Genomic DNA, 17,706 nt, shown 5'->3' on the forward strand with positions numbered 1-17,706 from the left:
CATGTCCGACGCGAGCAAGACACCAGTGACGGTCCTGACCGGCTATCTCGGGGCGGGCAAGACCACGCTTCTGAACCGCATCCTCTCGGAAGACCACGGCAAGAAGTACGCCGTCATCGTCAACGAATTCGGCGAGATCGGCATCGACAACGATCTCATCGTCGGCGCCGATGAGGAAGTGTTCGAGATGAACAATGGCTGCATCTGTTGCACGGTGCGCGGCGACCTCGTGCGCATCATCTCCGGCCTGATGCGGCGCAAGGGCAAGTTCGACGCCATCATCGTCGAGACCACCGGGCTCGCCGACCCCGCGCCGGTGGCGCAGACCTTCTTCGTCGACGAGGACGTGCAGAAGAACGCCCGGCTCGATGCGGTGGTGACGGTGGCCGACGCGAAGTGGCTGTCGGACCGGCTCAAGGATGCGCCGGAGGCCAAGAACCAGATCGCCTTCGCCGACGTCATCGTGCTCAACAAGACCGATCTCGTCAGCAAGCCGGAGCTCGCCGAGGTCGAGGCGCGCATCCGCGCCATCAACCCCTACGCAAAGCTGCATCGCACCGAGCGCTGCCAGATCGCGATCTCCGATGTGCTGGAGCGCGGCGCGTTCGATCTCGATCGTATCCTGGAGATCGAGCCGCAATTCCTCGAAGCCGGCGACGACCACGATCATCACCATCATGATCACGACCACGGTCATGATCATCATCACCACCATCACGATCACGGCCTGAAGCACTATCACGACGAGGAGATGCAGTCGCTGTCGCTGCGTTCCGACAAGCCGCTCGATCCGTCGAAGTTCATGCCGTGGCTGCAGAACCTGGTGCAGACCGAGGGCGGCAAGATCCTGCGCTCCAAGGGCATCCTGGCGTTTCAGGACGATGACGACCGCTACGTCTTCCAGGGCGTGCACATGATGCTGGAAGGCGATCATCAGCGGAAGTGGAAGCCGGATGAGGCGCGCCAGAGCCGCGTCGTCTTCATCGGCCGCGAGTTGCCGGAAGACGCCATCCGCGAAGGCTTCGAACGCTGCATCGTGACCTGATGACGTCGTTCGACCAGGGCGGCGAGGCCGCATCCATCGTCTCCGTCACCGACAAGGTGAAGCAGGTCGCGCTCGGCATGGCCGTCACGGCCGTGCACTATCTCGGCGACCGCGCGGTCTTCGTCGGCACCGAGGAGAGCGTCGCGGTTGTCGACGCCGAGGGCGAGATCAGCAAGATCGAGGTATCAGGCGGCGGCATCCTGTCGGCGGTGTCGGACGGATCGCGCATCCTGTTCGGCGGTGATGACGGCAAGGTCTCCGCGCTCGACAAGGCCGGCAGCGTCAGCGTGCTCGCCACCGATCCGAAGCGGCGCTGGATCGACAACGTCGCGGTTCATCCGGACGGTGCGATCGCCTGGTCGGTCGGCAAGACCGCGTTCGTGCGCGCGCCGAAGGGCGAGGAGAAGTCGCTCGAGGTGCCCTCGACCGCGGGCGGACTGGCGTTCGCGCCGAAGGGCCTGCGGCTCGCGATCGCGCATTACAACGGCGCGACCTTGTGGTTTCCGAACATGGCGGGCGAGCCGGAATTCCTCGGCTGGGCCGGCTCGCATCACGCCGTCACGTTCAGCCCGGACAACAAGTTCCTGGTCACCGCGATGCACGAGCCGGCGCTGCATGGCTGGCGGCTGGCCGATTCCCGGCACATGCGCATGACCGGCTACCCGTCGCGGGTCAAGTCGATGTCGTGGGGCAGCGGCGGGCGCTTTCTCGCCACCTCCGGCGCCGACATGGTCATCCTCTGGCCGTTCGTCGGCAAGGACGGCCCGATGGGCAAGGAGCCGGCGATGCTGGCGCCGATGAAGGCCAAGGTCACCGCGGTCGCCTGCCATCCCAAGCAGGACATCCTGGCCTGCGGCTACGAGGACGGCACCGTGCTGATGGTGCGGATGCAGGACGGCGCCGAGATCCTGGTGCGGCGGAACGAGACACCGCCGGTCGTGGCGCTGGGCTGGAATGCCGCGGGAACGTGGCTCGCTTTCTCCGATGAAAGTGGCGAGGCGGGCCTGCTGCGGCTGTAACGGCGCGTTCCAGGGCGGGGATGGGGCGTTGGGGCGCAGGTCCCAATGGGAACCTCGCCCCCTTCCATTCGTTGTTCCGCACATCACATGATGCGGATGACAGCCATGGCCTCGATCAACAGCAAACGGACGTTGCGAAGGGACCTGTGGCTCGCAGGCGGCCTGCTCGGCCTTGGCGCACTGGTGGCGATCATCTCGCTGACCGAGATCAAGGCCAACCATCTCGACCAGGTGGCCCAGGCGACGCCCGAACCGTCGGCGACGCCAGCCGAATCCAAGCCCGGCGGCACCCGCCCGACCACACCGGCGCCCGAGCCGGCGCACCCCGATCCGGCTGCTCAGCAGGAAGGCGCCAAGCCCGCGCTGCCGCCGGCTCCCGCCGAGAAGGTCGCGCCGCCGATGCAGAAGAAGTAGCTGGCCGCTGCGAGCTAAGTGCTCGATCATCCGCACTCTGCCTCAACATCGTCATGCCCGGGCTCGTCCCGGGCATCCACGTGTTTCCGGCTGCGCAGGCTTCGTGGATGGCCGGGTCAAGCCCGGCCATGACGGAGGAGAGAGCGGGGCGCGAACGCGGCGACAATTCCGCCGTCGTCCCGGCGAACGCCGGGACCCATAACCTCAGTAGTTCGGGGCAGGCTATTAGCTCCACCTCCCGCCACATACTCGTCACGGAGTATGGGTCCCGGCTCGAGGCCGGGACGACGGCGAGGGCTTACCGCACCAGGATGTTGCGGAACTGCCAGGGATCGGACGTATCGATGTCCTCCGGGAACAGGCCGGGGCGATCGTTCAGCGGGGTCCAATCGGTGTAGTAGCCCTTGACCGGGCCGAGATACGGCGACTGGATTTCCAGGCAGCGGCGGAAGTCCATCTCGTCGGCCTCGACGATGCCGGCGGTCGGGTTTTCCAGCGCCCACACCATGCCGGCGAGCACCGCCGACGACACCTGCATGCCGGTGGCGTTCTGATAGGGCGCGATGCGGCGGGTTTCCTCGATCGAGAGCTGCGAGCCGTACCAATAGGCGTTCTTGCCGTGGCCGTAGAGCAGCACGCCGAGCTCGTCGATGCCGTCGACGATCTCGTTCTCGTCGAGGATGTGCCACTTCTCCTGCATCTTGCCGGTGGCGCCGAAGATCTCGTGCAGCGACAGCACCGCGTCGTTGGCCGGGTGATAGGCGTAGTGGCAGGTCGGGCGGTACACCACCTTGTCGCCGTCGCGCACGGTGTAATAGTCGGCGATCGAGATCGACTCGTTGTGGGTCACCAGGAAGCCGTATTGCGCGCCCGGGGTCGGGCACCACGAGCGGACGCGGGTGTTGGCGCCGGGCTGCAGCAGATAGATCGCGGCACCACAGCCCTCGGTGTGGCAGCGGCCGTTCTCCGGCATCCACTTTTCATGCGTGCCCCAGCCGAGCTCGGCCGGCTGCATGCCCTCGGACACGAAACCCTCGACCGACCAGGTGTTGACGAACACGTCCATCGGCTTCGGGTTCTTGGAGCGCTGGGTGTCGCGCTCGGCGATGTGCACGCCCTTGACGCCGAGCTTCTGCATCAGCTGCGCCCAGCCCTCGCGGCTCTTCGGCTCGACGATCTCGGTCTTGGTGTCCTTGGCGATGTTCAGCAGCGCCTGCTTGACGAACCAGGAGACCATGCCGGGATTGGCGCCGCAGGTCGACACGGCGGTGGTGCCGCCCGGGCTCTTGCGGCGCGCCGCCAGCAGCGTCTCGCGCAGCGCGTAGTTGGAGCGCTGCTCGACACCCTTCTGCTTGTCGAAATAGAAGCCGAGCCACGGCTCGACGACGGTGTCGATGTAGAGCGCACCGATCTCGCGGCACATCGTCATGATGTCGACCGAGGAGGTGTCGACCGAGAGATTGACGCAGAAGCCCTGGCCGCCGCCTGCGGTGAGCAGGGGCACCAGGAGCTCGCGGTAATTGTCGCGGGTCACGCCCTGCTGGATGAAGCGCACGCCGTGCTTCTTCGCCAGCGCGCCGTCGTCATGCGGATCGATGATGACGAAGCGGCTCTTGTCGTAATCGAAATGGCGTTCGATCAAAGGCAGGGTGCCCTTGCCGATCGAGCCGAAGCCGATCATCACGATGGGGCCGGTGATCTTCGCGTGGATCTGCGAGCTCATGAATGGTTCTCCGCGAAAGGTGCGTGGGATGGATGGATTCAGGCGGCGCGCGCCTTCAGATGCCTCGCCGCGTTTAGGAGCCGCGGCGCTTGGCGGTGACTTCGATCTCGACCTTCATCTCGGGCTTGAGCAGCGCCGCGACGACCACCATCGTGGCGGCGGGGCGGATGTCGCCGAGGACCTCGCCGCAGACCGCAAAATGCGCGTCGGCGTCGCTGACGTCGGTCAGGTAGTAGGTCGCGCGGACGATATCGGCCATCTCGAACCCGCCCTCCTGCAGGGCGGCCGCGATGGTCTTGAAGCAGTTGCGTGACTGGCTCGTGACATCGGCCGGCATCGTCATCGTGCTGTAGTCATAGCCGGTGGTCCCGGCGACGAAGGCGAAGTCGCCATCGACGACGGCGCGGCTGTAGCCGGCGGTCTTCTCGAACGGTGATCCGGTAGAGATCAGGCGGCGGGACATGGCGGACCTCGTGGGGGGATTTTCGGGGGTTAAAGAGCTTTTGCTGCACCTGCGCAACCCCTCGCGGGGCTGCTGCGGCGCCCGTTGCCGGAATGCCTAACGCAGGCGCGTGACGTCGGGTCCGGCAGACGGGCCGCTGCTCCAGCGCCGAACCACGATGTCGCGGACGATCATGATGCCGAGCAGGATCAGCACCAGCGTCGGCAGCCAGGTCCGCCGCGGCGGCTGCGCCGCCGCCTTGGTCCTCACGCCGCGCATGGCAGCGGCCGCTCCTTGCGGCGGCGGGCCTTGCGCTGGGCAGAGCCGGTGGCGACGATCATACCCGATGCGCCGTCCAGCGCGCCGTCGACCAGCTCGAGGCCGAGCAGGCGGGCGCGCTCGAACGCGCCGGGCAACTCGAGCGCGGCCGCCTTGGCCGCATCGAAGCCGAAGCGGGCGTAGTAGGGCGCATCGCCGAGCAGCACCACGGCGCCATGGCCGCGCGACGCCGCGATCATCAGCGCGGCATTCATCAGCGCCGCACCGACGCCGAGGCTGCGCGCCTCGGCGGCGACCGCCAGCGGGCCGAGCATCAGCGCGTCGCGTCCGCCGGCGCTGACGTGCCACAGCCGCAGCGTTCCCACGAGGACGCCGCCGCGCGTCGCCGACAAGGCGAGGCCTGCGGCGGGCGCGCGTCCGTCGCGCAGGCGCTGGCAGGTGCGCTCATGGCGATTGTCGCCAAAGCAGGCATCGAGCAGCGTCTCGCGCGCCGGGACGTCGGAGGCACGCTCGGCACGGATCACGAACGGAGCGGCAGTCCGAAGCGGCGTGGTCGAAGGGATGCGAAAAGCGGTCATGGCACGTCAGTCCCCGGCCTGCGCGGCGGACCTTGGGCTCGCGCGCAAACACGTGATGTCAGGTTGAAGATGACGGTGGATCGCTCCCTCCCCCGCTTGCGGGGGAGGGTCGGGGTGGGGGCAGCCCCACCCGAGGCTCTTGCCCATCTCACCCGCGCAGGGGCGAGGGCAGCCAGATCAGATGTGATAGGTCTTCAGCGGGGGGATGCCGTTGAAGGCCACCGACGCGTAGGTCGAGGTATACGCCCCGGTCCCCTCGATCAGCACCTTGTCGCCGATCGAGAGCGTCACCGGCAGCGGATACGGCAGCTTCTCGTACATCACGTCGGCCGAATCGCAGGTCGGGCCGGCGAGCACGCACGGGGTCATCTCCGCGCCCTCATGCGGCGTGCGGATGGCGTAGCGGATCGACTCGTCCATCGTCTCGGCGAGACCGCCGAACTTGCCGATGTCGAGATAGACCCAGCGCAGCTCGTCCTCGTCGCTCTTCTTCGAGATCAGCACCACTTCCGACTCGATGATCCCGGCATTGCCGACCATGCCGCGGCCCGGCTCGATGATCGTCTCCGGGATCTGGTTGCCGAAATGCTTGCGCAGCGCACGGAAGATCGAGCGGCCGTACTGCACGACCGGCGGCACGTCCTTCAGGTACTTGGTCGGGAAGCCCCCGCCCATGTTCACCATGGTCAGGTTGATGCCGCGCTCGGCGCAGTCGCGGAACACCGTCGAGGCCATCGCCAGTGCGCGGTCCCACGCCTTCACCTTGCGCTGCTGCGAGCCGACATGGAACGAGATGCCGCACGGCTCCAGGCCCAGGCGCTTCGCCAGGTCCAGCACGTCGACCGCCATCTCCGGATCGCAGCCGAACTTGCGCGATAGCGGCCACTCGGCGCCGGCGCAATCGTACAGGATGCGGCAGAACACCTTGGCGCCCGGCGCTGCGCGCGCGATCTTCTCGACCTCGGCGGCGCAGTCGACGGCAAAGAGGCGGATGCCGAGCGCATAGGCGCGCGCGATGTCCCGCTCCTTCTTGATGGTGTTGCCATAGGAGATGCGGTCCGGCGTCGCACCGGCGGCCAGCGCCATCTCGATCTCGGCGACGGTCGCCGTGTCGAAGGAGGAGCCGAGCGAGGCGAGCAGCGACAGCACTTCCGGCGCCGGGTTGGCCTTGACCGCGTAGAACACGCGGCTGTCCGGCAACGCCCGAGCGAAGCTCATGTAGTTGTCGCGCACGATCTCGAGGTCGACGACGAGACAGGGCTCGTGGTCCAGACCTTCCTCGCGGCGGTTGCGCAGGAATTCCCGGATACGTTCGGTCATAGCACCCTCCAAACGGCCCCAGCGACGAGACCCGTTCAAAATGATCCCGACACGGGTGCCTTGGCGTTGCCGCCCGATGGAAAGGCGACAAAACCTCGAACCCGTAGCCGAATTGTGCTGCCGTGGATTGGTTGGGAATTTCCCGCCCGCACACCTGGCAATGAAGGACAAGCCTTTTCAGTAGCCCGCGCCGGCTTTGGACTGCCGGTAGAGACCAAAAAAGCCCGATCCGTCGTTGCTTTAAGTCGCGTCCCCCGTTGAGAGCGGGGTGCGCCGGTTCGCCTCCGGCTGCCAGTCACGGTTGCAAAAGATGGGGTGACCTTCAGCGGCATCTCTTGAGAGAGATGCTGGGCTCTGGAGCATGACGATCTCGATCATGATGATCTTGACCGCAACGATCCGAGGGCCCCTCGGTTCCTCATCCCTTGGCGGCTGTCCGGCCTCTTGTCCGGATACCTACCGACTGACACACGACCACAGGCACGTGCGAAATTGGGCAGAAGCGGAAATAAGCGTTTTGAATTTCGTTCGCAAGGCATTTTTGGACGCGGGGAAAGATTTCCCTCATCTGTGCTTGCGCGACACACAGAGCGGCGTCGATGTCTGAACGAACGTTAAGCGAGCTTAAACTTTCGTAACGCGTTCACGCTTGCAGGACAGTGTTTTTGCGCTGTTCACGCGCGCTTGGTGAAAGGCTCGATGCGCTGCGCGCCGCGGATGAAGCCGATCATCACGAACACGCCGATCGCGAACAGCACGGCCTGAACGATGTGCGCGCCGCTATCGCCGAGCCCGAACAGAATCGCCAGCGCCCAGCCGCCGGCGAAGGCCGCACCGAACACTTCGGCACCGATCAGGATCGCTGCCGAGATGACGGTGATCACGGTCGGCCAAGCGATCTGGCGGCCGGCTTTGGAGGGGGTCTCTGCGTTCATGGTCCAGGGTCCTGTTGCGGGCCGCAATCTCTCCGAAAAGGCCCGGCCCTTCAAGGGGAAATGACCCAAAAAGGGCCGGCTCCGTGATATGAGGGGCGCATCGAACTTCCGGGAGAGGACGGACCCCAGCCGATGTCAGACACCACCGCTGTGATCGACGCCCAGACCAACCCGCTGCTCGTGGCCTGGGAGACCCCCCACCAGACACCGCCCTTCGACGCGATCAGGCCCGAGCACTTCCTGCCGGCCTTCGAGCGCGCCTTCGCCGACCATTCCGCCGAAATCACCGCGATCACTCACGATCCGGCCGAGCCCGACTTCGCCAACACCATCACGGCGCTGGAGCGCTCGGGCAAGCTGCTGTCGAAGGTCGCGGCGGTGTTCTACGACTTGGTGTCGGCGCATTCGAACCCGGCGATTCTGGAGATCGACAAGGACGTGTCGCTGCGGATGGCGCGGCACTGGAACCCGATCATGATGAATGCCGTGCTGTTTGGCCGCATCGCGCTGCTCTACGACAACCGCAAGGACCTCAAGCTCACCGGTGAGGAGCAGCGGCTCCTGGAGCGCACCTACACCCGCTTCCGCCGTGCCGGCGCCGGCCTGTCCGATGACGACAAGGTGCGGATGGCCGAGATCAACGAGAAGCTCGCCCAGCTCGGCACCACCTTCAGCCACCACGTGCTCGGCGACGAGCAGGACTGGGTCCTCGAGCTCGGCGAGGACGACCGTGCCGGCCTGTCCGAGAGCTTCGTGGCTGCCGCCAAGGCTGCGGCGGAAGAGCGCGGCATGCCCGGCAAGGCGATCGTGACCCTGTCGCGCTCCTCGGTCGAGCCGTTCCTGCAGAGCTCCGCCCGCCGCGACCTCCGCGAGAAGGTGTTCAAGGCGTTCACCGCGCGCGGCGACAATGGCAATTCCAACGACAACAACGCCGTCATCGGCGAGATCCTGGCGTTGCGCGAGCAGGCCGCCAGGATCATGGGCTTTCCCAACTTCGCCGCCTATCGCCTCGAGGATTCCATGGCGAAGACGCCGGAGGCGGTGCGCGGCCTCTTGGAGCGGGTCTGGAAGCCGGCCCGCGCCAAGGCGCTGGCCGACCGCGACCAGTTGCAGGCGATGATCACGGCGGAGGGCGGCAACTTCAAGCTCGAGGCCTGGGATTGGCGTTACTATGCCGAGAAGCTGCGCCAGGCGAAGGCCAACTTCGACGACGCGGCGATCAAGCCGTATCTTTCGCTCGATAACATGATCGCGGCCGCCTTCGATTGCGCCACGCGGCTGTTCGGGATCACCTTCGCCGAGCGCAAGGACATCCCGGTCTGGCATCCGGACGTCCGGGTGTGGGAGATCAAGGCGGCCGATGGCAGCCACAAGGCGCTGTTCTATGGCGATTACTTTGCGCGCTCGTCGAAGCGCTCCGGCGCCTGGATGACCTCGCTGCGCGACCAGCAGAAGCTCGACGGCGACACCGCGCCCTTGATCATCAACGTCTGCAACTTCGCCAAGGGCGCGAACGGCCAGCCCTCGCTGCTGTCGCCGGACGACGCGCGCACGCTGTTCCACGAGTTCGGCCACGGCCTGCACGGTATCCTGTCCAACGTGACCTATCCGTCGCTGTCGGGCACTGCCGTGTTCACCGACTTCGTCGAGCTGCCGTCGCAGCTCTACGAGCACTGGCAGGAGCGCCCCGAGGTGCTGCAAACCTTCGCGCGTCACTACCAGACCGGCGAGCCGCTGCCGCAGGACCTGCTCGACCGCTTCCTGGCGGCGCGCCGCTTCAACCAGGGCTTTGCCACGGTCGAGTTCGTCTCCTCGGCGCTGATCGACCTCGAGTTCCACACCCAGCCGGCATCGGCTTCGAAGGATGTGCGCGCGTTCGAAAAGGCCGAGATGGAGAAGATCGGCATGCCGCAGGAGATCGCGCTGCGCCACCGGCCGACTCAATTCGGCCATATCTTCTCGGGAGACCATTATGCGGCGGGCTATTACAGCTACATGTGGTCGGAGGTGATGGATGCGGATGCCTTCGGCGCCTTCGAGGAAGCCGGCAACATCTTCGATCCCACCGTCGCCAAGCGGCTTCACGACAACGTCTATTCCTCGGGCGGCTCGCTCGATCCGGAAGCGGCGTATGTCGCGTTCCGGGGCCGCGAGCCCGAGCCCGACGCGCTGCTCCGCCGGCGTGGCCTGCTCGATGTCCCCGCGGCGGCTTGAGGTGAAGGGGATGGCGGTGGTTCGTTTCGTTCTCGGTGCGCTGATGCTCGTGCTCGGCGCGAGCGCGGCGAGCGCCCATCCGCATGTCTGGGTCACCGCGACCAGCGAGCTGCTCTACGCGGCCGACGGCTCGCTGACCGGCGTGCGGCACGCCTGGACCTTCGACGACATGTTCGCGACCTACGCACTGCAGGGCCTCGAGACCAAGCAGAAGGGCGTCTACACCCGCGAGGAGCTGGCGCCGCTGGCGCAGACCAACGCGGAGTCGCTGAAGGAATATGCCTATTTCACGTTCATCAAGTCCGACGGCCGCAAGCAGAAGCTCGAGGATCCCGTCGACTACTACCTCGAATACAAGGACACCAAGCTGACCTTGCACTTCACTCTGCCGCTGAAGGCGCCGGTGAAGCCCAGGGAGCTTCAGGTCGAGGTGTACGATCCCAGCTATTTCATCGATTTCCAGATGGCGGAGAAGGATCCCGTCAAGCTGGTCAGTGCTCCCGCGGGCTGCAAGTTCGGCCTGGTGAGACCGAGCGACGGCGGCTCCGTCGCGCAGACCATGAACGAACAGACATTCCTGAGCGGCGGGGCGAACGCCAATTTCGGAATGAATTTCGCCAACAAGATCTCAGTGGAATGTCCATGACACCTCGCCCCAACGCCGCCCGACCACTCCTGACTTGCGCTGCGATCCTCGCTGCGCTGGCTGCCGCCGACGCCGCCTCGCACGTGCTGCTCGCCAAGTCGCCATTCGGCGCGCCTGCGGGCGAGCCGCAGGTCGGCGGCATCGTCGGCTGGCTGCTCGCCAAGCAGTCGGAGTTCTACCGGCAGATGTCGGGCGCGATCCGCTCCGCCAAAGAGGACGGCTCGGCGGTGTGGTGGCTGCTCGCGATCTCGTTCGCCTACGGCATTTTCCATGCGGCTGGCCCCGGCCATGGCAAGGCCGTGATCGCGTCCTATCTCGTCGCCAACCAGGAGACGGCGAAGCGCGGCATCGTGCTGTCATTTGCTTCGGGCCTGATGCAGGCGCTGGTGGCAGTGGCGATCGTCGGCATCGGCGCGGTGCTGCTGAACGCGACGGCGGCCAGCATGTGCAGCGCCGAGAAGGTGGTGGAGATCGCGAGCTATGGCCTGATCGCGCTGCTCGGCGCGCGGCTGGTGTGGGTCAAGGGCGCGGCGTTCCTGCGGACGTGGCAGCCGGCGACTCCAGCGCTGGCGCTGGCTGGTGGGCCGGCGGCTGCGGTGGTGCCGTCAGGGCATGATCACGGCCACGCGCATGATCATCAGCATCGCGCGCCTCAAGATCACCATGGGCATGACCACCATCACGGCCACGACCATCATGGACATGATCATCACCACGGTCATGCTCACACGCATGCGGCCGCGGCCCATGGTCACGCCGCTCACGATCACGCCCATCATGATCATGTCCATCACGATCACGTGCATCATGATCACGTCCATGGCGACGATTGCGGCTGCGGCCATTCGCACGGACCCGCGCCGAGCGAGCTCGCCGGCCCCGGCGGCTGGCAGCGCGGCTTCCAGGCGATCTTCGCCGCCGGAATCCGTCCCTGCTCGGGTGCGATCCTGGTGCTGGTGTTCGCCCTGGCGCAGGGCATGTTCTGGGCCGGCGTCGCCGCCACCCTCGTGATGGGCATGGGCACCGCGATCACCGTCGCCACCATCGCCGTCATCGCGGTCGCCGCCAAGGACATCGCCCGCCGCCTCAGCGCCGGCCGCGACGGCGGCGGCGCCCTGATCATGCGGGGACTGGAGTTCGGCGCGGCCGGGCTGGTGCTGCTGTTCGGTGTCGGCCTGCTGTTCGGCTACATGGCGGCGGAACGCACGACCTGCTTCTGAGCGGGGTGCGGTCAGCTACTCCGCTCCTGCGCAACACGTCCGCCGCGGCGTACTGGATGCGCCTGCGCGGGGCATGACAGCGGTGGGGTGGGCCGAGATCGCGCAAAACTATTGGTGTCGTCCCGGCCTTGAGCCGGGACCCATACTCCGCGGCGGCTGTGATTGAGCGAGCCTTTAACTACACGCCTGCCTCAAACCGCTCCCTGTGGTTATGGGTCCCGGCTCAAGGCCGGGACGACAGCGAGGGTGCGGATGCGGTGTTGCCATGCCCCTGCGGCCGCAGCGCGCGGCCGAGCGCCATCAGCGGGAAGTAGTGGCGATACATGCCGTAGCGGAGCATGAAGGCGCGGGACAGCTCGGGGCCCTGCATCAGCCGCTCCTGCAACGAGGGATCGTTCAGCTTGATGGTCTGGCCGACGCCGTAGCCGGGGAAGCCGGTGCCGGTGAACTCCGGCTCGTCCCAGGTGCCGGCGGACTGGCGTTCGACCAGCCACAGGCAGCCGCGCTCGATGGCTTCCTTGTCCTGCGGACGGTTGGCGGCGAGCAGTGCCATCAGCGCCCAGGCGGTCTGCGACGCGGTGGTGGTGCCGCGCCCGACCGCGCTGACATCCATGTAGGACGCGCAGCTCTCGCCCCAGCCGCCGTCCGGCTGCTGATGGGCGACGAGCCAGTCGCAGGCGCGGCCGATATAGGGTTGCGTCATGTCCTCGCCGATCGCGGCCAGCGCCGGCAGCACGGCGCCGGTGCCGTAGACGTAGTTGACGCCCCAGCGGCCGAACCATGGACCGCTCGGCTCCTGCTCCCGTCGGATGTAGTCGAGCGCGCGCACCATGGCGGGATGGTTGCGCGAGATGCCGAGCTTGCCGAACGCCTCGACGATGTGCGCGGTGACGTCGACCGACGGCGGATCGAGCGCCTCGCCGTAGTCGCAGAACGGAATTTTGGTCAGGATCTGCTGGTTGTTGTCCTTGTCGAACGCGCCCCAGCCGCCGCCGTGGCTCTGCATGCCGATCAGCCAGTCGACGCCGAGTTGGATCGCCTCGTCGATGCCCTTGGTCTTCCACTTGGGATCATGCCGCAGCGGCGCCAATGCGATCAGCGCCACCGCGGTGTCGTCCGTGTCGGGATAGTAGTTGTTGGCGTATTCGAACGCCCAGCCGCCGGGCTTGACGTGCGGCAGCTTCATCGACCAGTCGCCGGGCACCCGCACCTGGCGCTCCAGCACCCAGTTCACCGCCTTGTCCACGGCTTCCGGATAATCGCCGAGCACGCCGGCATCGTCGAAGGCGAGCAAAGTGAGGATCGTGTCCCACACCGGGCTGTTGGTCGCCTGGATGTAGGTGGCATCGCCAACATCGACCCGCCAGCCGGGATCGTTCAGGGCATCGAGGCCCTTGGCGAGAACGGGGTGATTGAGCGGATAGCCCTCGGCATAGAGCGCCATCAGGCCGTAGATCCAGGGCGGCTGGATGCCGCCCCAGGCGCCGTCGAAATCCTGATGGCGGATCATCCATTCCAGCACGCGGCTGGTCGCCGCCGGGCGAAACAGGCCGAGATTGAGCTTGTTGCCGAAGTTCTGCAGGGCATGCAGCACCTTGTCGGCGCCGCGGAAGAACTTGTCCCAGCCGCCGGCATTGGCCTTGACCGGCAGGTCGTAGCCGAACGCGTTGCGCCCATGCGGAAACAGCGCGTCGAGCCGGTTCTCGGGCGGCAGCGGCCGGCTCGGGCGCCGCGCCGACAGCACGGCGATCGGCATCAGGGTGGCGCGTGCCCATTGCGCGAAATTGTAGATCGAGAACGGAAACCAGAGCGGAAACCAGATCACTTCGGGCGGGATGTTCGGCGTCTTCTCCCACGGCCATTCGCCGATCAGCGCCAGCCAGTAGCGCGTGAACACGCGGATGTTGCGCAAGCCGCCCTTGGCCTCGATCCATTCGCGGGCGCGGCGCACCGGCGGCTCATCGTCGCGGAAGCCGAGCGAGCGCAGCGCGGCATAGGCCTCTACGGTCGCGTTGATGTCGCCATTGGGCGCGCCGAAATAGACCTGCCAGGCGCCGTCCGGGCGCTGGCTGTCGAGCAGCGACTGGCCCAGGCGCTTGCGCAGCGGATGGTCCTCGAGCCCCATGAACCACAGCGCCAGGCACCATTGCGCCTCCATGCAGGCGTTGGATTCGGCGCGGCCGACCCAGTGGCCGTCCGGCTTCTGGTTGGCGATCAGCCAGTCCGAAGCCGCCCGCACCGTCGATTGCAGGGCGGTCTGGTAATTTCCCGGGTCGCGCGGCGCGCGCGCGGAAGCCGAGCTGGTCAAAGTCATCATCATCCCTCTGGCGGCCCGATAGCGCCGCTGCAGCCGTCGAATTCACCCCGCCCTATAGGGAATTTCGCCGTCAAATCCAATCAACTGGCCGTAGCAGGCCGGATCAAAGCGGAAACGAAAAGCGTACGGACCGAGGTCTTCAGCGCTCGTGGTTAGCACCTCGGCGGGGACAGGGATGTGACACCGCTCACGCGCGGGGACCGCGGCTTCCGCTCAAACCGGCAGGTAATTGCGCAGCAAAGGCAGGAAGAAAATCGCGACCGTGATCAGGAAGCCGATCGCCCACAGGATCGAGCGCAGCGACGGCCGGTCACCGACGTAGGTCAGGACGTAGGCGATGCGCACGATCAGGAACAGCACCGACAGCTCGTTGATCAGGTTCTGCGGCGCGCCGCGGAACTCGGCCAGCAGTACCGCCGCCGCAAAGAACGGGAACGCCTCGATGCCGTTCTGGTGGGCGCCCAGCGCCCGCTCGCGGATGCCGCCGGCGTAGAAGGCGGGATCTCGCGGCCGGGCGTTGTCATAGCGCCCGGCGCCGTCGACCTTGATCCATTTCGCCGGCACGATCGTTAAAAGGTAGAGCATTACGCTGGCGAAAATGCACCATTCTGCAATCGTCATGGCTCCTCCAGCCCGATGACATCGGTGAAATGGCCCTTATCTTGACAATGTCGAAACAAGCCGCCAAGCCACGCCCTTCACCAGTCACAGGCATCATGACCGCCGCCATCTCCCTCGACAATGCCAGGCCTGTCGATGCCAAGGCTCTTGATGCCAAGGCTCTTGATGCCAAACCGTTGCCGGCCGCGAGCACGTCACGCGTCGGCGTGCTGCTGGTCAATCTCGGGACGCCCGATACGGCCGACGCCGCTGGCGTGCGGGTGTATCTGAAAGAGTTCCTGTCCGACCGTCGCGTCATCGAGGACCAGGGCCTGCTGTGGAAGATCATCCTCAACGGGATCATCCTCAACGTCCGGCCGCGCAAGAAGGCCAAGGACTACCAGTCGATCTGGAACACCGAGAAGAACGAATCGCCGCTGAAGACGATCACCCGCGCGCAGAGCGAGAAGCTGGCCGCTGCGATCGCCGACCGCAGCCACGTCCTCGTCGACTGGGCGATGCGCTACGGCAATCCGTCGATCAAGGCCGGTGTCGATGGCCTGATGGCCAAAGGCTGTGACCGCATCCTGGTCGTGCCGCTGTATCCGCAATATTCGGCCGCGACCTCGGCCACCGTGTGCGACGAGGCGTTCCGCGTCCTGACCGAGCTGCGGGCGCAGCCGACCATCCGGGTGACGCCGCCCTATTACAACGACGATTTCTACATCGAGGCGCTGGCGGTCTCGATCGAGGATCATCTGAAGACGCTGCCGTACACGCCCGAGCTGATCGTGGCGTCGTTCCACGGCATGCCGAAGGAATATGTCGACAAGGGCGACCCCTATCGCGAGCAGTGCGTCGCCACCACCGAGCTGCTGCGCAAGCGGCTCGGCATGGACGACACCAAGCTGCTGCTGACCTTCCAGTCGCGTTTCGGCTTCTCGGAGTGGCTGCAGCCCTACACCGACAAGACCATCGAGAAGCTCGCCAAGGACGGCGTCAAGCGCATCGCCGTGGTGATGCCCGGCTTCGCCGCCGACTGCCTGGAGACGCTGGAGGAGATCTCCGGCGAGAACTGCGAGATCTTCAAGCACAATGGCGGCGAGGAATTCTCCGCCGTGCCGTGCCTGAACGACAGTGCCCCGGGCATGGAGGTACTGCGGCAGCTCGTGCTGCGCGAGCTGCAGGGTTGGCTGTAACGGGCTGGCTCTGAGCCGGCCCGCCGGCGCTTCTCTGCCTTCGGCTAGGTGAGCCGTGCGGCGGCGCAAGGTTAATGCCGCTGCAACCTTCGAAAATACTTTCCTGAACCGCGCCTGACGAATCCCCGACAAAATCATGCAGCAATCCCTAGATTGTGATGGCTGCAGAGGCTGGTGAGGGGACGACCGTCTCCTCCCTTGGAGGATACATGAGCGGTTTCGACATTTTCGCCATAGCGCTGGTGCTGCTGGTCATCTTCACGCTGTATTCCGGCGTGAAGACCGTGCCACAGGGGTTCGACTGGACCGTCGAGCGGTTCGGCAAATACACCCGCACCTTGTCGCCGGGCCTCAACATCATCGTGCCCTTCTTCGATCGCATCGGGCGCAAGATCAACATGATGGAGCAGGTGATCGACATCCCCGAGCAGGAGGTCATCACCAAGGACAACGCCACCGTGACGGTCGACGGCGTCGCCTTCTACCAGGTGTTCGACGCCGCCAAGGCGAGCTACGAGGTGTCGAACCTCAACCAGGCGATCGTCACGCTGACCATGACCAACATCCGCTCGGTGATGGGCGCGATGGATCTCGACCAGGTGCTGTCGCATCGCGACGAGATCAACGAGCGGCTGCTGCGGGTCGTCGACGCCGCGGTGTCGCCGTGGGGCCTCAAGGTGAACCGGATCGAGATCAAGGACATCGTGCCGCCGGCCGATCTGGTCGAGGCGATGGGCCGTCAGATGAAGGCCGAGCGCGTCAAGCGCGCCGACATCCTGCAGGCCGAGGGCCAGCGCCAGTCGGAGATTCTGCGCGCGGAAGGTGCGAAGCAGAGCCAGATCCTGCAGGCGGAGGGCCGCCGCGAATCGGCCTTTCTCGATGCCCAGGCGCGCGAGCGCGCGGCCGAAGCCGAGGCCAAGGCGACGCAGATGGTGTCGGACGCGATCGGTAAGGGCGATGTCGCCGCGCTCAACTACTTCATCGCCGACAAATACATCAAGGCGTTCGGCCAGCTCGCCGACTCGCCGAACCAGAAGGTGATCATGCTGCCGCTGGAGGCGACGGGCATGCTGGCCTCGCTCGCCGGCATCGGCGAGATCGCCAAGGCGACGTTCGGCGAGAGCGCGGCTTCGGCCGTGGCCGCCGCGCGCCGCGGCGGTTCGGTGCCGTCGGCGGGGACGCCGCCGGCGCCGCCCGTGCCGCCGCGGACGTAGAGCGAAGGAGGCGATCATGAGCGACATGTTCGTCACGCTCGGCACCTGGAACTGGCTGATCTTCGGCGTCCTGCTGATGGCGCTGGAGCTGCTGGCGCCCGGCATCTTCCTGTTCTGGCTAGGCCTCGCGGCGCTGCTGGTCGGCCTGATCTCGTTCGTCGTCGCGCCGGGATGGCAGCTGCAGATACTGCTGTTCGCGCTGTTCGCGATCGCGGCCGTGCCGCTGTGGCGGCGGCTGGCGCGCGCCAACGCGGCGCCATCGCAGGACAATCCGTTCCTCAACCGCCGCTCGGCCGCGCTGGTCGGCCGCGAGTTCACCCTGGAGAAGCCGATCGTCGGCGGCAACGGCACCGTGCGCATCGACGACACGGTGTGGCGCGTCGCCGGCCCGGACACGCCCGCCGGCAGCCGCGTGCGCATCGTGCAGGCGGACGGCGCACATCTGACGGTGACGGCGGCGTAAGCTCCGGGTGATGTCGCCTGATTGAAGCAACGCTCTCACCACGTCATTGCGAGCGCAGCGAAGCAATCCAGAGTCGTT

Annotated in this window: 17 protein-coding genes; 9 read left to right on the forward strand and 8 right to left on the reverse strand. The window is 66.3% G+C overall.

Features of this window, described 5'->3' with window-relative positions:
• Window position 1 precedes the first annotated feature (1 nt).
• The 3 genes from ACQR1H_RS05085 to ACQR1H_RS05095 all read left to right on the forward strand — a co-directional run bounded on the left by ACQR1H_RS05085 (window position 2) and on the right by ACQR1H_RS05095 (window position 2,478).
• On the forward strand, window positions 2-1,045 hold the full coding sequence (locus ACQR1H_RS05085; RefSeq protein WP_409997906.1) for a CobW family GTP-binding protein: 1,044 nt from the start codon (window positions 2-4) through the stop codon (window positions 1,043-1,045).
• Window positions 1,045-2,064, forward strand: coding sequence for a WD40 repeat domain-containing protein (locus ACQR1H_RS05090; protein ID WP_316217195.1), 1,020 nt, complete (start codon window positions 1,045-1,047; stop codon window positions 2,062-2,064). Before ACQR1H_RS05085 ends, ACQR1H_RS05090 begins: the two co-directional genes overlap by 1 nt.
• Window positions 2,065-2,169: 105 nt before the next feature.
• A complete protein-coding gene (locus ACQR1H_RS05095) occupies window positions 2,170-2,478 on the forward strand; it encodes a hypothetical protein (protein WP_434907240.1) in 309 nt (102 codons plus the stop codon).
• 298 nt (window positions 2,479-2,776) lie between these two features.
• Here the strand turns inward: ACQR1H_RS05095 and ACQR1H_RS05100 are convergent, their stop codons facing one another.
• The 6 genes from ACQR1H_RS05100 to ACQR1H_RS05125 all read right to left on the reverse strand — a co-directional run bounded on the left by ACQR1H_RS05100 (window position 2,777) and on the right by ACQR1H_RS05125 (window position 7,755).
• The gene (locus tag ACQR1H_RS05100; protein WP_434907241.1) at window positions 2,777-4,201 is read right to left on the reverse strand and encodes a homospermidine synthase; all 1,425 of its coding nucleotides are present in this window, start codon (window positions 4,199-4,201) and stop codon (window positions 2,777-2,779) included.
• 73 nt (window positions 4,202-4,274) lie between these two features.
• Window positions 4,275-4,664, reverse strand: a complete 390-nt coding sequence (locus tag ACQR1H_RS05105) for a RidA family protein (protein ID WP_316217192.1) — start codon at window positions 4,662-4,664, stop codon at window positions 4,275-4,277.
• Between the two features lie 96 nt (window positions 4,665-4,760).
• Window positions 4,761-4,922 carry a hypothetical protein gene (locus ACQR1H_RS05110; RefSeq protein WP_434889563.1) on the reverse strand — a complete coding sequence of 54 codons (162 nt, stop codon included), beginning with the start codon at window positions 4,920-4,922 and terminating at the stop codon, window positions 4,761-4,763.
• Window positions 4,910-5,500, reverse strand: a complete 591-nt coding sequence (locus ACQR1H_RS05115; protein ID WP_434889562.1) for a GNAT family N-acetyltransferase — start codon at window positions 5,498-5,500, stop codon at window positions 4,910-4,912. The genes ACQR1H_RS05110 and ACQR1H_RS05115 overlap by 13 nt, the downstream gene beginning before the upstream one ends.
• Before the next feature lie 177 nt (window positions 5,501-5,677).
• A complete protein-coding gene (locus ACQR1H_RS05120; protein ID WP_315779184.1) occupies window positions 5,678-6,820 on the reverse strand; it encodes a type III PLP-dependent enzyme in 1,143 nt (380 codons plus the stop codon).
• A gap of 674 nt (window positions 6,821-7,494) precedes the next feature.
• Window positions 7,495-7,755 carry a hypothetical protein gene (locus tag ACQR1H_RS05125; protein ID WP_434907242.1) on the reverse strand — a complete coding sequence of 87 codons (261 nt, stop codon included), beginning with the start codon at window positions 7,753-7,755 and terminating at the stop codon, window positions 7,495-7,497.
• Window positions 7,756-7,887: 132 nt separating this feature from the next.
• On the opposite strand from ACQR1H_RS05125, the gene ACQR1H_RS05130 reads away from it, so the two are divergent.
• The 3 genes from ACQR1H_RS05130 to ACQR1H_RS05140 are packed head-to-tail and all read left to right on the forward strand — an operon-like array spanning window position 7,888 to window position 11,835.
• Window positions 7,888-9,969 (forward strand): M3 family metallopeptidase, encoded by a 2,082-nt coding sequence (locus ACQR1H_RS05130; protein ID WP_434907243.1) that lies wholly within the window; start codon window positions 7,888-7,890, stop codon window positions 9,967-9,969.
• A 10-nt stretch (window positions 9,970-9,979) separates the two neighbouring features.
• The gene (locus ACQR1H_RS05135; RefSeq protein WP_316179634.1) at window positions 9,980-10,615 is read left to right on the forward strand and encodes a DUF1007 family protein; all 636 of its coding nucleotides are present in this window, start codon (window positions 9,980-9,982) and stop codon (window positions 10,613-10,615) included.
• Entirely contained in the window at window positions 10,612-11,835 is a 1,224-nt protein-coding gene (locus tag ACQR1H_RS05140) for a nickel/cobalt transporter (RefSeq protein WP_434907378.1), read from the forward strand. Before ACQR1H_RS05135 ends, ACQR1H_RS05140 begins: the two co-directional genes overlap by 4 nt.
• Before the next feature lie 223 nt (window positions 11,836-12,058).
• Here ACQR1H_RS05140 and shc read toward each other — a convergent pair whose 3' ends face one another.
• On the reverse strand, window positions 12,059-14,149 hold the full coding sequence (gene shc, locus ACQR1H_RS05145; RefSeq protein ID WP_434907379.1) for a squalene--hopene cyclase: 2,091 nt from the start codon (window positions 14,147-14,149) through the stop codon (window positions 12,059-12,061).
• 216 nt (window positions 14,150-14,365) lie between these two features.
• The gene (locus ACQR1H_RS05150; protein WP_315801803.1) at window positions 14,366-14,773 is read right to left on the reverse strand and encodes an MAPEG family protein; all 408 of its coding nucleotides are present in this window, start codon (window positions 14,771-14,773) and stop codon (window positions 14,366-14,368) included.
• A 95-nt stretch (window positions 14,774-14,868) separates the two neighbouring features.
• Between ACQR1H_RS05150 and hemH the strand changes: the two genes are divergently transcribed.
• From hemH to ACQR1H_RS05165, 3 genes are all read left to right on the forward strand, one after another.
• Window positions 14,869-15,951 (forward strand): ferrochelatase, encoded by a 1,083-nt coding sequence (gene hemH / locus ACQR1H_RS05155; protein WP_316217184.1) that lies wholly within the window; start codon window positions 14,869-14,871, stop codon window positions 15,949-15,951.
• Between the two features lie 209 nt (window positions 15,952-16,160).
• Window positions 16,161-17,165 (forward strand): SPFH domain-containing protein, encoded by a 1,005-nt coding sequence (locus tag ACQR1H_RS05160; RefSeq protein WP_315801805.1) that lies wholly within the window; start codon window positions 16,161-16,163, stop codon window positions 17,163-17,165.
• A 16-nt stretch (window positions 17,166-17,181) separates the two neighbouring features.
• A complete protein-coding gene (locus tag ACQR1H_RS05165) occupies window positions 17,182-17,628 on the forward strand; it encodes an NfeD family protein (protein ID WP_316236783.1) in 447 nt (148 codons plus the stop codon).
• Window positions 17,629-17,706: the final 78 nt, after the last annotated feature.

It is taken from the genome of Bradyrhizobium sp. HKCCYLRH2015, assembly GCF_051168215.1.
GTDB lineage: Bacteria > Pseudomonadota > Alphaproteobacteria > Rhizobiales > Xanthobacteraceae > Bradyrhizobium.

What these genes read in the sequence shown, in the direction of transcription:
- ACQR1H_RS05085 (WP_409997906.1), top strand. Translation starts at nt 2, where the DNA reads ATGTCCGACGCGAGCAAGACACCAGTGACGGTCCTGACCGGCTATCTC.
- ACQR1H_RS05090 (WP_316217195.1), top strand. Translation starts at nt 1,045, where the DNA reads ATGACGTCGTTCGACCAGGGCGGCGAGGCCGCATCCATCGTCTCCGTC.
- ACQR1H_RS05095 (WP_434907240.1), top strand. Translation starts at nt 2,170, where the DNA reads ATGGCCTCGATCAACAGCAAACGGACGTTGCGAAGGGACCTGTGGCTC.
- ACQR1H_RS05100 (WP_434907241.1), bottom strand. Translation starts at nt 4,201, where the DNA reads ATGAGCTCGCAGATCCACGCGAAGATCACCGGCCCCATCGTGATGATC.
- ACQR1H_RS05105 (WP_316217192.1), bottom strand. Translation starts at nt 4,664, where the DNA reads ATGTCCCGCCGCCTGATCTCTACCGGATCACCGTTCGAGAAGACCGCC.
- ACQR1H_RS05110 (WP_434889563.1), bottom strand. Translation starts at nt 4,922, where the DNA reads ATGCGCGGCGTGAGGACCAAGGCGGCGGCGCAGCCGCCGCGGCGGACC.
- ACQR1H_RS05115 (WP_434889562.1), bottom strand. Translation starts at nt 5,500, where the DNA reads ATGACCGCTTTTCGCATCCCTTCGACCACGCCGCTTCGGACTGCCGCT.
- ACQR1H_RS05120 (WP_315779184.1), bottom strand. Translation starts at nt 6,820, where the DNA reads ATGACCGAACGTATCCGGGAATTCCTGCGCAACCGCCGCGAGGAAGGT.
- ACQR1H_RS05125 (WP_434907242.1), bottom strand. Translation starts at nt 7,755, where the DNA reads ATGAACGCAGAGACCCCCTCCAAAGCCGGCCGCCAGATCGCTTGGCCG.
- ACQR1H_RS05130 (WP_434907243.1), top strand. Translation starts at nt 7,888, where the DNA reads ATGTCAGACACCACCGCTGTGATCGACGCCCAGACCAACCCGCTGCTC.
- ACQR1H_RS05135 (WP_316179634.1), top strand. Translation starts at nt 9,980, where the DNA reads ATGGCGGTGGTTCGTTTCGTTCTCGGTGCGCTGATGCTCGTGCTCGGC.
- ACQR1H_RS05140 (WP_434907378.1), top strand. Translation starts at nt 10,612, where the DNA reads ATGACACCTCGCCCCAACGCCGCCCGACCACTCCTGACTTGCGCTGCG.
- shc (WP_434907379.1), bottom strand. Translation starts at nt 14,149, where the DNA reads ATGACTTTGACCAGCTCGGCTTCCGCGCGCGCGCCGCGCGACCCGGGA.
- ACQR1H_RS05150 (WP_315801803.1), bottom strand. Translation starts at nt 14,773, where the DNA reads ATGACGATTGCAGAATGGTGCATTTTCGCCAGCGTAATGCTCTACCTT.
- hemH (WP_316217184.1), top strand. Translation starts at nt 14,869, where the DNA reads ATGACCGCCGCCATCTCCCTCGACAATGCCAGGCCTGTCGATGCCAAG.
- ACQR1H_RS05160 (WP_315801805.1), top strand. Translation starts at nt 16,161, where the DNA reads ATGAGCGGTTTCGACATTTTCGCCATAGCGCTGGTGCTGCTGGTCATC.
- ACQR1H_RS05165 (WP_316236783.1), top strand. Translation starts at nt 17,182, where the DNA reads ATGAGCGACATGTTCGTCACGCTCGGCACCTGGAACTGGCTGATCTTC.